The sequence below is a fragment of the Streptomyces ferrugineus genome (genome assembly GCF_015160855.1).
Taxonomy (GTDB): Bacteria; Actinomycetota; Actinomycetes; order Streptomycetales; family Streptomycetaceae; genus Streptomyces; species Streptomyces ferrugineus.
Genome location: NZ_CP063373.1, coordinates 7,222,152 through 7,236,377, shown reverse-complemented (window position 1 = coordinate 7,236,377; position 14,226 = coordinate 7,222,152). Strand labels below are relative to the sequence as shown.

Genomic DNA, 14,226 nt, shown 5'->3' with positions numbered 1-14,226 from the left:
CGCGGGCCGGTCTTGAAGGAATCGGACACCCGGGCCGGGACGGTTGCCCCGGGGCCGGGTCGCTAGTCGAAGGTCACCGGGCCCAGCGGGGTGGCCACCGTGAAGGAGATGCCCACCGGGCCGGTCGTGAGGTCGAGGTCCGTGTCGAGGGCCGCCAGCAGGGGGCGGATCTCGTCCGGGTCGGGGGCGCTCGCGGACAGGGACAGCAGGGGCGTGGCGGGCAGGCCGGAGGCGGTGGGGTGGACCGTGGCGCTCCAGTCGATGAGGAACGGGACGAGGCCGGAGGGGTGGGCGTCCTCGCCGTCGGTGAGGCGCCACCGGAGCAGGGTGCCGTCGGGCCTGCGGCGGCTCATCGGCTGTGCCGGGCCGGGGTCGTAGCCCCGGGCACGGGCGGCCGCGATGGCCGCGTCCATGTCGGGCGGGCGGATCGCCCAGGTGACCGTGCGCGCGGCAGTGACCCCGTCGACGTCGAAGGGGCGGGGCCGGCCGGGCGCGGACTGCTCGGGATCCGGGCCGATGATCTCCAGGTAGCTGGTGCCGCCCAGCGACACCAGGTGGTTACGGGTGCCGAGCCCGACGTGCACGCCGCCGAGGGCGGGGGTCACTCCGGTGCGCCGGGCGAAGTCGGCGACGGTGGCGGCCAGGTCAGGGGTCGCGAGGACGAGGTGATCCAGATGCGCGGGGATGGCGTTCATCGCAGCCGAGGCTACGCAGGGCGGCCCGAGTTTTGGAACACCTGTGCGCCGGGACGGGTGGTCGCTCACTCGTCGAAGACCACGGTGCCGTCGGGGAGCAGCGTCGGGTGGATCTTCATGGGGCCGTACTCGTCCACGTCCGAGGGGCGCGGGGTCTCCGGTCCGTCGGGACCCATGCGCAGCATGCGCTCGACGCGGCAGACCCGGAACACCCGGCCCGCCACTCGCGCCTCGTCGGCGCGTTCCAGAGCCCGGAACTCCTCGGCCGCCTTCGCGTACACGGCCGTCTTCGCGTCGTCGAACCGGTACAGCATGGGCCACATCTCGGCCATCGCGTCGTACAGCACGCGCCGGGCGTCGTGCGGGGTGGCCTGGACGGCGAGAGACGGCTCCCAGCCGGTGCCCTCGCGTTCGACCACGCCGAAGCAGGTGGGCAGCAGCACGACGTCCGGATGGGAGCGCACCGCCCGCTCCGAATCGCCGCGCACGGCGGCGGGGAACCGCACGCCCCGGTACGCGAAGCTCCGCAGCCAGGCCCGCAGGGCGCCCGCCATCGGGCCGCCCTGCGGGAGGTCGGCGTCGAGGACGAGGTCCAGGTCGGGGGAGGGGGTGTGGTCGTCGCGGACGTTCCAGGTCCGTTCGGCCGGCTCCGGGTCGGTGGGCCGGGGCGGCTCGAGGCCGTGGTCGTCGCAGCGGGTGAACTCGTCCCCGCGCACGATCCGGTACCGCACGCCGCACGCCTCCACCTCGTTCACCGGCTCCCGGCTCAACCGGTCCACGGCGGCGAGGAGTTCGGCGCGTACGCCGGGATCGTCGGTGTCGTCCTTCGCGCGGAACCACAGGTGGGTGTTGAGCGAGTCCCGGCACATCTGCGGCATCCCGTTCACGACCGGCTTCAGCACCCGCCACTCGGGCCCCACCGCGGGATCCCGCACGGCGACCCCGAACACCGGCCCGCGCAGGGCGAACCCGGGATACCGCAGCGAGGCGTCCACCGCGTCGGCCTCCCGCACCCGGGCGGCCGGGTCGTCACGGCGGACCAACTCCTCGTGGAGCACGTGGATCTGCTGCTGCCAGTCATGGGTCATGCACGGATTGTCGCGAGGGTACGGTCACGCGCAGGGGTGAACGGACTCAACCACGGGCGCGGTTGGACGCTACCGTCCACCGGGCCGGGCGGGCCGAAATTTTCGGATCACCGGGACGAGTGCGCCGTACACGCGAGCCGACCTAGGCTCATTCGCATGCCTGTACGACTCCTCGTCTACACCCGCACCACCGCCTACCGGCACGACTCGATCCCGGCCGGCGTCGAAGCCCTCCGCACCGTCGGCGGCTTCGAGGTGGACCACACCGAGGACCCCCGAGCGCTCGAAGGGCCCCTCGACGGATACGCGGCCGTCGTCTTCCTCTCCACCAGCGGCGAGGTCCTCACCCCCGCCGGGCGGGAGCGGCTCGCCGCGTACGTCGAGGCGGGCGGTGGCTTCGCCGGGGTGCACTCGGCGGCCTGCACCGAGTACGACTGGCCGTACTACGGCGAACTGCTGGGCGCCCGGTTCGACCGGCACCCCGACCACCAGCCGGGCAAGGCGATCGTCGAGGACCACGAGCACCCGGCCACCCGGCACCTTCCCGCCGTATGGGACTTCGTCGACGAGTGGTACGACTTCCGCACCAACCCCCGTGCCGCGGTACGGGTGCTGGCCTCCGCCGACGAGTCGTCGTACGACGGAGGCGGCATGGGCGCGGACCACCCGCTGGTGTGGTGCCGCGAGCAGGGCGCGGGCCGCGTCTTCTACACGGCCCTCGGACACGCCGCGGAGGCCTACGAGGACCCGGACTTCCGCGCCCATCTGCGCGGCGGCATCGACTGGGCGGCGAACGCGGGTTAAGCGCCGTCCCGCGTGCCGGGCCTGCGCAGGGCGTGGAACTGGGGGCCGTAGGTGCTGCGGGTGTTGGGGATGGCGGTCTCCATCAGCTCCACGGCGGGGCGCTCCAGTCCGCGCATGGTGTGGATGCCCGCCCCCAGGGCGCGGTGGCCGCCGCCCGCCCAGGCCGCGTCGAGGGAGTCCAGCACCGTGCTGTACATGGCGTCGAAGCGGAACAGAAGACCGCCGACATGGGCCGGCGGGTTGCGCCAGCCGCCGGCCGGGACGGGGGCCATGGGGCGTACGTCGGGGAAGGGCACGGGCCCGCCGACGTACCGCCAGCCGTCGTCGGTCGGGCGCAGCTCCCGGCCGTGGTAGATCTCGCCGAAGGCGTAGTAGTGCGCGGGACGGTCGTCCGAGAAGGTGTCGAGCGGGGAGCTGTCGGTGCCCTCGCCCTGCTCCCTGATGATCTCGATGGCGTGCTCGACGTCGTCGAGGCTGCGCACCGGCCGCAGTTCGTCGGAGTCGATGTGCTGGGTCACCTGGGTCCGCGTCGACAGCTCAGGGCGCACGGTCCGGAACGCCCGGAGCATGCCCTCGTAGAACTCCCCGACGGTGGGGGAGGCCGCGTTGCGGGCGAGGGACTCCTCGGGGGCCTCGATCGCCATCATCACATCGCGTACGAAGGGCCTGGTCAGGCCCGAGAGGTAGACGGTCACCCCGGCCCGCACCCCGCCCGGCAGCGGCCCCGGGTACACCGGTGCGGCGGCCTTGATCCGCGGCCTGCCGCCCACGGCCGTGAGCAGGTTGCAGACGATGCCCAGGTGGTACATCTCGTCACCGACGATGCGCCGCAGCATCCGCGCGACCTCGCCGCGGTGGTCCCTGACGGACCACCAGCCGCACAGGTAGGGCGGGATGGTGGCGAGTTCGAGTCCCACGGCGACCTGAAGGGCGGACCTGAGCCACTCGACGCCGCGGCTGTCCGCGGGGACGGCCATCAGACGCGCCACGGACCCGAGGCCGGCCGCGGCGGCCGGTGCGCCCGCCGTCGGCGCGGCGGCCTGCGCGGTGCCGGCGACCGCGGCCGACGTCCCGGCCGCCACCGCGGCCGACGCCAGGAAACTCCTGCGTTTGAAGGGGGCGCATGATCAGCGCTTCGAGCAGGCCGATCGCCACGTTGGCGAGGGCCGCGGCGAGGATGTGCGGCATCGCCTCCGCGGCGTCCCGGTCATGCCGGAAAGAGGCCCGGTCTTCCACCGGCCGGCGATTCCGTCCGGTCGCCATGCGCGTCAGAATGTAATGAGAGGCATTGGATTCAATTGGCTCGATTTGAGTGGTTCGCATGATGTCCAGCTCAGCTCAGACCAAGGCGTCCGGGGACGGCGGTCAGGTACTGCACATGCACCACGCCCATCCCGACCTGTCCCTCCCGTACATGACTCCGGGAGATCTCAAGGCCAGCGCGCAGGAGTTGACCTCACGAGTGCCCGGTCTCCCGGGCAGGGGCCGACTGCCCGCGGTCCCGGGCAGTGATCTGCTCTTCTACGGCGGCCTGGGCGCACTGACGGTCGCCGGGGCGCTCGAATGGCCGATCGCCGTCGCCATCGGCGGGGCCACCTACGTCGTACGCGGCAGGACACGGGGAGAGACGCACGAAGGGCAAGGGGCGGCGCCGCGTGCGAAGAAGGCGGCCGCACCCCGCAAGAGCACCACAACCAGGCGGAGGGGAACGACAGCGCAGAAGAAGAGCTGAAGGCTCGTCCCGCAGCCGAGACCCCGGCCGTCGCCGGGGATCGCCGTCAGACGCGCGGCACGGCCGTGCTCGACCGTTCCACCAGCCGCGTCGACAGCTCCGTCCGTGTGCTCTCCGGCCGGTCCCCGTCCATCATCCGCACCAGCAGCCGCAGCGCCGTCGCCGCCATCTCCGACAGCGGCTGGCGGACCGTGGTGAGGGCCGGGGAGATCCAGCGGGCCTCCGGCAGATCGTCGAAGCCGACCACGCTCATATCGCTCGGCACCGTCAAGTCCCGTTCCGCCAGCGCCTCGTAGACCCCGAGGGCCATCCGGTCCGAGCAGACGAAGACGGCCGTCGGCGGTTCGGGCAGATCGAGGAGCTCCAGCATCCGGCAGCGGGCCACGCCCTCGTCGAAGCCCGCGTGCCGGACGTACTCGGGACGGTGCCGCACCCCGGCCGAGGCGAGCGCCGAGCGATACCCGGCCACCCGGGCGGTGCTGCACATCTTGCGCTGGTGACCGGCGATGACCGCGATCCGCTCATGGCCCAGCGCCAGCAGATGCTCGGTCGCCGTCACCCCGCCCTGCCAGTTCGCCGCGCCCACGGACACCACGCCCGGCGGCGGCTCCAGCACCGGGTCGATCATCACGAACGGGATGCGGTGCTGTTCCAGCCACGCGTACTGCGACGCGGTCAGCTCGGCCAGGTTGAACAGCACCCCGGAGGAGCCGCGCGCGATGAGCTTGTCCAGCCAGCCCCGCTCCGGTCGGGCGCCCCGCGTCCGGGTCAGCCCCGCCGACACCACCACCTCCAGGCCCGCGTCGTGGGCCGCCGCCTCCACCCCGTGCAGCACCGCGCCCGACCAGGAGGTGTCCAGCGAGTGCACGACGAGGTCGACCAGGCCCGGTGTCTTCGCCGCCTCGAAGCGCGGTCTGCGGACGTAGCCGAGCCGGTCGAGCGCCTCGGTGACCCGGCGGCGGGTCTCCGGAGCCACGTCCTCCCGGCCGTTGACCACCTTGGAGGCGGTCGGCACCGACACCCCGGCCTCGCGTGCCACGACCGCGAGGGTCGGTCCGGCAGCCACGCTCGCACCGTCCGTTCGGACCATCGGGAACCACCTCTCCGGCCCGCCCGAGGGCCATGAAAAGTTTCGACCAGCGCGGAAACAGTAAGCGCTTCCTACCCTAGGTTCGCCGCGCTGAGTCCGGAAGAGCCCGTCAGTTCGCAGGAGCGCACGGGCCGTGACTTTCGAAACTTCGAACATGCCCGGGATCACCAGCAGGTGAGGCGGAATCCCGTGAAGTCGGCCGTGAACGACGAGTCGACGAGGTCCACGGCATGGACGCCGGCCATCGACCCGGTGAAGCGCAGCTTGGAGCCGTAGTCGTCCGACAGCCTGGTGAAGTCCAGCGGCGGGCCGACCGGGGCGCGCACACCCTCACGGACGTACCAGAACCGCGCCCGGCCGTCCTCGACCGTCACACCCAAGGTCAACGGCGCGCCCGCGGCCACGTCCACCACGGCCGCCCGCCGCGTGCCGAACTCCTCGCGCTCCACGAGGCTCAGCACCGTACGGCCCTCGCCTCGCCACTGCTGCCCGCGCTGCTCCTCGCCCTCGGGCTCCGCCCAGGTGAGGTCGAGGCTCAGATACGCCTCGGAGTTGTACCGCAGGACCAGCCCGGCGGCCTGTGTGAAGGAGCGCGGCCGGGCCTCGACCGTCACCTCCGCCTCCGCGCGGTGCTCGGTGATCCGCTGCGCCAGCAGGCTGTACGCCCACCGCGACTCGGGTCCGTGCCGGCCGCGCAGCCGGATCCAGCCGGGGCGGGCGGTGGCGTCGGCCCAGCCGGGGTCGGCGTAGCCGCGCGGGGTGCTCCAGGGCCAGCCCAACGGGTCGTCGGGGTCGGCGAGCCGGGGCCCCGGCTCGGCGGGAGGCGTCGGCACGTCGACCTCGACCGCCGGGTGCCAGCCGCCCTGCCGCAGCCGGGGCCAGCCCGCCTTGTCCCAGGTCAGCGCCTGGATCGCGGTCTCCCGGCCGAGGGGGCAGCGCGGGCCGTCCGGCGTCCGCAACGGCCGTGCCGCGAGGTGGCTCATCACCCACTCGCCGTCCGGCGTCTCGACCAACTCCGCGTGCCCGGCCTTCTGCAACGGCACCGACGGATCGTCGCGCGTCGTCAGCAGGGGCTGGCTGTCGAGCTCGTAAGGGCCGGTGATCGCACGACTGCGTGCCACCAGCACCCCGTGCTCGACCCCCGTGCCGCCGTCCGCCAGCACCAGGTGGAACCAGCCGTCGCGCTTGACCAACTTCGGTCCCTCGATGAGCCGTTCGTGCCGCAGCAGCAGGTGCGTGTCACCGACCCGGGCCAGGGTCTCGCGGTCCAGCTCGGTCAGGACGATCCCGGCGAATCGCTGCCCGCCCGGGCGGTGGTCGCTCTGCATGTTGAGCAGCCACAGCCGGCCCTCGTGATGGAAGAGCGCGGGGTCGAAGCCGTGGCTCGCGATGCGACGCGGGGCACTCCACTCGCCGTCGACCTCCGTGGCCGTGGCGACGTAGGTGTCGAGGTCGAAGTACGGCGTCCCGACCGAGCGCACGACCGAGTACACCACCCAGAACCGCTCCCCGTCCCAGCTCAGCGACGGTGCCCAGACGCCACCGGAGTCGGGGACACCCGCGAGCGAGCCGCCGGGGACCGCGCCCCGGACGTGGCCCGCGTACTCCCAGTGCGCCAGGTCGCGGGAGCGGTGGACCGGGATCGTCGGGAACCACTCGAAGGAACTGGTCGCCACGTAGTACCACGCACCGACCCGGACCAGGGAGGGGTCGGGGGCGAAGCCGCGGATGACGGGGTTGTGCAGCACGGTCACGGAAGGGCTCCAGGGGCTTCGGTCAAACCTGGGGGCCACGGGGAGTCAGGGTCGCCCGCGGCCCCCAGGAGTCAGGTGCGGATCCCGGGCGGTGGGCTCACTTCAGGGCGCCGAGCGTCACGCCGCTGCGCCAGTAGCGCCGCATCGCGACCATCATGATCGCCATCGGGATGATGGACAGCAGCGCGCCGGTCAGGACGAGGCTGGTGACGTCGATGCCCGACTCCAGCTTCTTGCCGGACCAGTGGTACAGACCCAGGTTGAGCGTCCAGTTCTCCTGGCCGCGCAGCACGGTCAGGGGGAGGAAGAACGCGTTCCAGGTGTTGACGAAGGCGAGCAGGAAGACGGTCGCACCGCCGGTGGTCATCATCCGCAGCACGATGCTGAAGAAGATCCGCAGCTCACCGGCGCCGTCGATGCGGGCGGCCTCCAGGAGCTCATACGGGATGGTGGCTTCTGTGTACACCTTGGCCAGGTACACGCTGAACGGGTTGATCAGACAGGGGATCAGCATCGCCCACGGGGTGTCGACCAGCCCGATCGCCGAGAACAGCAGGTACAGCGGGAGCGTGAGCAGGGCGATCGGGATGAGGAACGAGCCCACCACGGCCGCGAACACCGCGCCCCGTCCGGGGAAGTCGAAGCGGGCGAGGCCGTAGCCCGTGGCCAGCGCGATCAGCGTGCCGCCGAGGGAGCCGACACCGGCGTACAGGAACGAGTTGGCGGTCCAGCGCAGGAAGATGCCGCCCTCGTAGGTGAAGACCTGCTCCAGGTTGTCCCACAGGTGCCAGCCGGAGAACCACAGCCCGTTGCTCTGGTAGAGCCCCACGCGGTCCTTGGTCGAGGCGATGATCAGCCAGTACACCGGAAAGAGGCTGTAGACGCTCGCCATGATCAGACCCAGCAGCAGGAAGCGCTGGCCGCCCCTGGAACGCGAGGCCGGGTCCGGGGCGGCGAGCCGTCGGACGGTGCCCTTGCGGGGCGGCACGGCGGCGGTTCGCGTGCCGTTGTCCGTGCCGTCTTCCTTACGGTTTTCCGTCAGCGCCATCAGTCGACCTCCCTCGAGGTGAGCCGGTAGAAGAGGAAGGAGGCGACCCCGAGGATCAGGGCCAGCAGCACCGACAGGGCCGCGGCGTAGTGGTAGTTGGCGGCGTTGAACGCCTGGTTGTAGATGATCATGATCGGGGTGAAGCTGTCGCTGACCGTCTGCGGGGTCACGTTCCGGAACAGCGCGGGCTCGTTGAAGATCTGCAGCATCTGGATGATCGACAGCAGAGCCGTCAGGACGAGCGCGCCGCGCACGAACGGGACCTTGATGCTCAGTGCGATCCGCAGCTCCGAGGCGCCGTCGAGGCGCGCGGCCTCGAAGAGCTCCCGGGGCACGCCCTGGAGCGCCGAGTAGATGATCACCATGTTGTAGCCGATGCCGTGCCAGGTCAGCAGGTTGCCGATGGCCGGCCACACCATCGAGGGCGCGAAGAAGTTCCAGTCGAACCCGAACAGGTTCCCGAGCGGCGTCAGCGGACCCACCTCGGGGCTGTACAGGTTGATCCACACGATGGCCGCGACCACCCCGGGGATCATGTACGGGACCAGCAGCACGATCCGGAACCGGCTCGCCACCTTCGAGGTGGCCGCGTCCAGGAAGAGCGCCAGCACCAGGCTGACGAGCAGCATGAACGGGATCTGGACACAGGCGAACAGCACCACCCTCAGGATGGAGCCCATGAACGCCGAGTCGGTCAGGCCCTGGCCGTAGTTGTCCAGCCCGACGAACTCGGTGGTCGCGCCGCCGAGGCCCAGCCCGGACGACTTCTCCAGATACAGCGACTGGTAGACGGCGTAACCGATCGGAAGCAGATAGAGGAAGACGAAGCCGAGCTGGAAGGGCACCGTGAACGCGGCACCCTTCCAGCGCTGGGAGCGAATCATCGGGTACGCCTCAGCCCTTGACGCTGATGCCGCGCTGCTTCAGGTCGTTGACCGTCCACTCCTGCATGTGCGCGAGGAGGTCGGTGACCTTCTGCTCCTTGCTGACGACCTTGGCCCACTCGTCCTGCATCTCCGTGAACATCGCGGTCCAGTTCGGGCCGAAGGTCCAGCCGGTCCGGATGGTGTCCATGCTGTCCATGACGGTCTTCTGGGCCGGCTCGTAGTTCTTGCCGAGCAGCTTCTCGGGGATCGCCTCCGCGACGTACGAGCTGCTGTCGGCCAGCGCGGGCATCACGCCGCTGCCGGTCTCCGGGCTCGCCATCGTCTTGACCGCGCCGGTGTCGGTGGACATCCACAGCGCCGCCTCCGCGGCCGGCTCCTTGTGCTTGCAGCCCTCGGTCACCAGCGTCAGGTTGCCGCTCTGGTTGGTGCCGGCCGGCGTCTGCGCCGCCTCGCCCTTGAAGGTCGGCCACGGGGCGAGCGCCCAGTCGCCGAAGGAGTCGGTGAAGTTCTGCACCATGCCGGACATCTGCCAGGTGGAGATCTGGCGGGTCACGGTGCCGCCCTTGTCGTAGTTGCGCTGCACGGCCGCGTAGTCCGCGAACGACAGCTTCGAGTTCAGGTCGTTGTCGATGATGTCCTGGATCACCTTCGCGGCCTTGAGGGTGCCCTCGTCCTGGAAGTCCACCTTCCAGGAGTCGCCGTCGATGCTGTACCAGTTCGCCCCGGCCTGCATGGCGAGCACCTCCAGGGTGCTGGGGTCCTCACCGGCGTAGTTGGTGATCTTGATGTCGTGCTTCTTCAGCTCCTTGCCCGCGGCGATGAAGTCGTCCCAGGTCTTGGGCGGCTCCAGGCCGTACTTCTCGAAGACGTCGGTGCGGTAGATGGTGAAGGCGGGCGCCGAGGCGGTGGGCACGCCGTAGACCTTGCCCTGCACCTGGCCGACCGCCCACGAGCCGGGGTTGAACTTGTCCTTGCTGGACTCGACGTACTTCGTGATGTCGGCGAGCGCACCCTGCGCGACCCAGCTCGTGACGTACTCGCCGGTGTTCTGCAGCAGACAGGGCGCGTTGCCCGCCTTGACCGCATTCGTCAGCTGCTTCTGCATGGTCAGCTGGTCGGTGACCTTCGTGTACTTGAGCTGGACGTCCTTGTGCGAGGCGTTGAACGCCTTGACAACGGCCTCCTGCCCGTTGGCCCAGCCCCAGAAGTCGAGTGTGACGGGGCCGGAGGCCTTGGCACCGGAGTCCGAGTCTCCGGAGTCGGAACCGCCGCAGGCGGCGAGCAGACCTGTCAGAGCGATTCCCGCGACGGCGGCGGAGGCGAACCTTCTCCGGGGGTTGGTGAAGTTCATCTGACCGTGATCCTTCGGAATTGGGCGTTCTCGGAACGAGGACGGCGGCTCGGTGCCACTGGCCAGAAACGGCGGCCGGGAAAACCGTCGGCTCGCGGTTGCGGGGGTTGGCCAAGCGGAAGCTGTAGTAAGCGGTTGCAGGGACGGTAGGCCGACGTCTCGGCTCATAGCAAGAGGTGCGCGGAAATTTGTTACGCCGGTTTGTCCGTCCGGTGATCTTCGGGCGCGTGACGGCCCGGTCCGGGTCGAAGGACGTCAGTGCAGGTGGAGGGCCACTTGTCGGCAGACGAGAGACCGTTGCCGACCGCTCGCGGGTGTCCGGCGAATGTCGGAGAGGAGGACGGAAAACGTTTACGAAACGCGCGCAGGGTGTTACTCACCCCGGGCGTTACGTCCGTCAGCCGCGCCGGGTGGGCGGCTGTACGGAGTTGCGTACGACGACATGGGTGCCCAGCACCAGATGGTCGCCATCGCCGCCCTTGCGACGGCCGGCACCGCCCTCGCGCCGATCGGCCACCGCACGCAGCGCGACACGGCCCATCTCCTCGTACGGCACGTGGACCGTGGTGAGTTGAGGGGTGAGCTGGGAGGCGAGCGGAATGTCGTCGTAACCGACGATCGACACGTCCTCCGGCACCCGAAGCCCCGCCGCGCGCAGGGCCTGCATGGCACCCGCGGCGACCACGTCCGTCCCGGCGAGCACCGCGGTGAAGTCCAGCCCCTGCTCGAGGGCATCCTCCACGGCCTCGTACCCGTGCTCGTAGTCGTACGGCCCGTGCCGCACCATTCCCGGTTCGAAGGGCACGCCGTACGCCTCGAAGGCCCGCTCGGCGCCCTTCAGACGGCCCTGGGCGGTCGTGAGCTCGGCATGCCCCGGCAGCACGAGGACCTTGCGGTGCCCGGCGGACAGCAGATGGCTGGCCATGGCGTAGGCGCCGCCCTCGTTGTCGTAGTCGACGGTGGTGGCCGGTACGTCGCCCTCCAGCGGCGGCCGGCCCACCAGGACCAGATGCGACCCGGCCGCGTCCAGCGAGCGGGCGAAGCGGGCCATGCGCAGCTGGTACTCGGCGTAGTCGTAGGCGCCGCCCAGCAGCACCACGGCCGCCACCCCCTGCTGCCGCATGAGGTTGACCAGGGCGAGTTCCCGCTCGGGGTCGTCGCCCGTGGTGCCGACCAGCGAGAGCCAGCCCCGCAGTGTGGCGGCGCCCTCAACGCCCTTGGCGACATGGGCGAACGCGGCACCGGTGATGTTGTTGATGAGGATGGCCACGGTGGGCGTGCCGCCGCCGGCCAGGGAGCGGGCGTGGGCGTTGGTGACGTAGTCCAGGTCCCGGACGACCTTCATCACCCGCCGCCGCAGATCCTCCGACACCGGGTAGTTGCCGGACAGCACGCGCGACACGCTGGCGACGGAGACGCCGGCGCGCTCCGCGACGTCCCGGATGGTGGCCCGGCCGGCATCGCCGGCCACCTTGCGCTGACTCACCCTTGCGGCTCCTTCACCGTCGCGCTTGCCTCACGGAAACCGTATCCCATGGCTGACTCCGGGCAGCTGGGCGTGTGGGGGACCGGGCGGCGGCGGCCCGGTATTCCTGCTGCGCGGTGTCGGACAACGGCCGCGCGCAGACCTGTGCTGTGCCTGGGTGATGCCGGGCGGGGCCCGATGCCTCCGCACCGCGCCTGCGTGATGCTGGGCAGGGGGCCCGATGTTCCCGCATTGCGCTTGCGTGATGCTGGGCAGCAGGGGCCCGATGTCCCCGCATTGGGCCTGCGCGATACCGGGCGGTGGGCCGGTGTCCCCGCGCTGCGCCGGGCACCAACCCGCACTGTGCCCGCGCCACGCCGGCAACGCCCCGCCAACCCGCACTGTCCCTGTGTGACGCCGGGCAGCGCCCCGCCAACTCGCACTGTCCCTGTGTGACGCCGGGCAGCGCCCCGCCAACTCGCACTGTCCCTGTGTGACGCCGGGCAGCGCCCCGCCAACTCGCACTGTCCCTGTGTGACGCCGGGCAGCGCCCCGCCAACTCGCACTGTCCCTGTGTGACGCCGAGCAACGGCCCACCAACTTGCACTGTGCCGACGCGCCGGCCGTGAGGGAGCCGGAGGGGCGCGCCGGTGTCGAGAGGGCGAACGCGCGGAGGCCCGAAGGGTCGAGCACGATCGCCCTCTCGACACCGGCACAAGGCGCCCCGTAGGCGACCGAACCAGACATTCGGCACCCCAGCCTCAGAACTTGACCCCTCACCCACCCCCCCTCAAGCCACCCGCCCCAAATCAGCCCACCGCACCTCATGCCCCAAGGGCATCCCCGCCACCACCCGCTCCAGTTCCTCCACCACGATCCGCCCCAGCCGCTCCAGCTCGTTCCCGAGCGACCCGGCGATATGAGGCGTCAGAAAGACGTTGGGCAGGTGATACAGCGGTGACCCCGCGGGCAGCGGCTCCGGCTCGGTCACATCGAGCACCGCGTGCAACCGCCCGGAAACCAGCTCGTCCGTCAGCGCCTCGGGGTCGATCAACGCCCCGCGCGAGGTGTTGATGAGCACGCCTCCGTCCCGGATGAGGGCGAGCCGGTCCCCGTCGAGCATCCGGTAGGTCTCGGGAATGTCGGGCGCGTGCAGGCTGACGATGTCGCTGTGCCGCAGCAGGTCCTCCAACGACAGCAGCTCGGCCCCGAGTTCGGCGGCCTCGGCGGGGCTGACGTACGGGTCGTGCAGCAGCACCGTGAAGTCGAACGGCCGCAGCAGCTCCAGCAGGCGTCTGCCCACCCGTGAGGCCCCGATCACGCCGATCCGGCGGCCGACGTTGCCGGTGGGGGCGGTCAGGGCCTGGGTCGGGTAGGTGTGGGTGGCCCGGAAGCGCTCGCGGTGGGTGAAGGCGTCCTTCCCGGCGAGCAGGATCATGGCCAGCGTGTACTCCGCGACGGGCAGTGCGTTGGCGGTCACGGCGCTGGAGACCGTGATGCCCCGCTGCCACAGGGCCTCGCCGACCAGTGAGCGGACCGACCCGGCGGCGTGCAGAACGGCACGCAGGCGGGGTGCGGCGGCGAGGGCGTCGGCGTCCAGGTGGGGGCAGCCCCAGCCGGTGATCAGCACCTCGGCCTCGGACAGGGCGGCCGCGGACACCGGATCGGCGAAGTCCCGTACGACGAGCGCCGGGTCGAGGTCGCAGGCCTTCCGCAACCGGGCCATGAGTGCCGGCGGGAAGAGCAGGGGGAGGTGCACCGGATCCATGGCGAAGACGGCCCTCGGTGGCAGCGGGCTGGGCATGGTTCTCCTGACGGATGACGGACTGGATGGAAACATTTTCAGAAAGCGCCTTCTACCGTAGATCTGCGGAGAACGGCCGGTCAATCGGTTGGGCTCAGTACGTGACGGGAGCGGTGGGAGCGGTGGTGCGGGGTGTCGAGGCGCAGTAGTGCCACCCCGTGTTGCCGTGGCCGCGGAACCCTGATCCGGCTCTGAGGCGAAATCGGTTACCTGACTTTCGCTCGATCGCAGCTCGGTCGCAGCTCGATCGCCGCCCGGTCGCTCACCCCGCCGCGCTGCGGCACGCGCCGGCATCGACGCGACGCCGCCTTCGCCATCAGCGCCGTCACCAGTGCCGCCACCAGCGCCACCACCAGCACCTGGGCAACCGGTTGCCGGAACCAAGCGCAGCGTACGGCCCAGGACCCTCACCGCACCGGGCCCCTCACAGTTTTCGAAAGTTCGTCATGCCTCTTGACGTGCCGTGCTCTCGGGAAGAAGCTCCCTCCACCGCCATAGAAACCGGTTG

The 14,226-nt window shown here is 70.8% G+C and carries 12 protein-coding genes; 2 read left to right on the top strand and 10 right to left on the bottom strand.

The genetic code is table 11. The annotated features are described in order from the left end of the window. Positions 1 to 62: 62 nt before the first annotated feature. Both IM697_RS32380 and IM697_RS32375 read right to left on the bottom strand, forming a co-directional pair. Positions 63 to 695, bottom strand: a complete 633-nt coding sequence (locus IM697_RS32380; RefSeq protein ID WP_194039635.1) for a VOC family protein — start codon at positions 693 to 695, stop codon at positions 63 to 65. Positions 696 to 760: 65 nt separating this feature from the next. Next, positions 761 to 1,783, bottom strand: a complete 1,023-nt coding sequence (locus IM697_RS32375) for a DUF5954 family protein (RefSeq protein WP_194039634.1) — start codon at positions 1,781 to 1,783, stop codon at positions 761 to 763. 156 nt (positions 1,784 to 1,939) lie between these two features. Between IM697_RS32375 and IM697_RS32370 the strand changes: the two genes are divergently transcribed. Next, a complete protein-coding gene (locus IM697_RS32370) occupies positions 1,940 to 2,587 on the top strand; it encodes a ThuA domain-containing protein (protein ID WP_194039633.1) in 648 nt (215 codons plus the stop codon). Here IM697_RS32370 and IM697_RS32365 read toward each other — a convergent pair. Continuing rightward, positions 2,584 to 3,669: a ferritin-like domain-containing protein gene (locus IM697_RS32365; RefSeq protein ID WP_265582684.1), complete on the bottom strand. Its 1,086-nt coding sequence runs from the start codon at positions 3,667 to 3,669 to the stop codon at positions 2,584 to 2,586. The two genes, IM697_RS32370 and IM697_RS32365, sit on opposite strands and share 4 nt — an antisense overlap. 239 nt (positions 3,670 to 3,908) lie before the next feature. On the opposite strand from IM697_RS32365, the gene IM697_RS32360 reads away from it, so the two are divergent. Further along, positions 3,909 to 4,319, top strand: a complete 411-nt coding sequence (locus IM697_RS32360; RefSeq protein WP_194039632.1) for a hypothetical protein — start codon at positions 3,909 to 3,911, stop codon at positions 4,317 to 4,319. Between the two features lie 46 nt (positions 4,320 to 4,365). Here IM697_RS32360 and IM697_RS32355 read toward each other — a convergent pair whose 3' ends face one another. The 7 genes from IM697_RS32355 to IM697_RS32325 form a co-directional block, all read right to left on the bottom strand. Continuing rightward, a complete protein-coding gene (locus tag IM697_RS32355) occupies positions 4,366 to 5,409 on the bottom strand; it encodes a LacI family DNA-binding transcriptional regulator (RefSeq protein WP_194039631.1) in 1,044 nt (347 codons plus the stop codon). Positions 5,410 to 5,573: 164 nt separating this feature from the next. Next, positions 5,574 to 7,163, bottom strand: coding sequence for a glycoside hydrolase family 43 protein (locus tag IM697_RS32350; protein WP_194039630.1), 1,590 nt, complete (start codon positions 7,161 to 7,163; stop codon positions 5,574 to 5,576). 97 nt (positions 7,164 to 7,260) lie between these two features. Continuing rightward, positions 7,261 to 8,211 (bottom strand): carbohydrate ABC transporter permease, encoded by a 951-nt coding sequence (locus tag IM697_RS32345; protein ID WP_228044266.1) that lies wholly within the window; start codon positions 8,209 to 8,211, stop codon positions 7,261 to 7,263. Further along, entirely contained in the window at positions 8,211 to 9,095 is an 885-nt protein-coding gene (locus tag IM697_RS32340; RefSeq protein WP_194039629.1) for a carbohydrate ABC transporter permease, read from the bottom strand. Before IM697_RS32340 ends, IM697_RS32345 begins: the two co-directional genes overlap by 1 nt. A 10-nt stretch (positions 9,096 to 9,105) precedes the next feature. Beyond that, complete coding sequence (locus tag IM697_RS32335; RefSeq protein WP_194039628.1) at positions 9,106 to 10,449, bottom strand: ABC transporter substrate-binding protein; 1,344 nt, start codon at positions 10,447 to 10,449, stop codon at positions 9,106 to 9,108. A 397-nt stretch (positions 10,450 to 10,846) separates the two neighbouring features. Further along, a complete protein-coding gene (locus IM697_RS32330) occupies positions 10,847 to 11,935 on the bottom strand; it encodes a LacI family DNA-binding transcriptional regulator (RefSeq protein ID WP_194039627.1) in 1,089 nt (362 codons plus the stop codon). Between the two features lie 769 nt (positions 11,936 to 12,704). Then, on the bottom strand, positions 12,705 to 13,718 hold the full coding sequence (locus IM697_RS32325) for a hydroxyacid dehydrogenase (RefSeq protein WP_194039626.1): 1,014 nt from the start codon (positions 13,716 to 13,718) through the stop codon (positions 12,705 to 12,707). Positions 13,719 to 14,226: the final 508 nt, after the last annotated feature.

Bases quoted from the DNA above. Each gene is read 5' to 3' on its own strand.
- IM697_RS32380 (WP_194039635.1), bottom strand. From the start codon at position 695: ATGAACGCCATCCCCGCGCATCTGGATCACCTCGTCCTCGCGACCCCT.
- IM697_RS32375 (WP_194039634.1), bottom strand. From the start codon at position 1,783: ATGACCCATGACTGGCAGCAGCAGATCCACGTGCTCCACGAGGAGTTG.
- IM697_RS32370 (WP_194039633.1), top strand. From the start codon at position 1,940: ATGCCTGTACGACTCCTCGTCTACACCCGCACCACCGCCTACCGGCAC.
- IM697_RS32360 (WP_194039632.1), top strand. From the start codon at position 3,909: ATGATGTCCAGCTCAGCTCAGACCAAGGCGTCCGGGGACGGCGGTCAG.
- IM697_RS32355 (WP_194039631.1), bottom strand. From the start codon at position 5,409: ATGGTCCGAACGGACGGTGCGAGCGTGGCTGCCGGACCGACCCTCGCG.
- IM697_RS32345 (WP_228044266.1), bottom strand. From the start codon at position 8,211: ATGGCGCTGACGGAAAACCGTAAGGAAGACGGCACGGACAACGGCACG.
- IM697_RS32340 (WP_194039629.1), bottom strand. From the start codon at position 9,095: ATGATTCGCTCCCAGCGCTGGAAGGGTGCCGCGTTCACGGTGCCCTTC.
- IM697_RS32335 (WP_194039628.1), bottom strand. From the start codon at position 10,449: ATGAACTTCACCAACCCCCGGAGAAGGTTCGCCTCCGCCGCCGTCGCG.
- IM697_RS32325 (WP_194039626.1), bottom strand. From the start codon at position 13,718: ATGCCCAGCCCGCTGCCACCGAGGGCCGTCTTCGCCATGGATCCGGTG.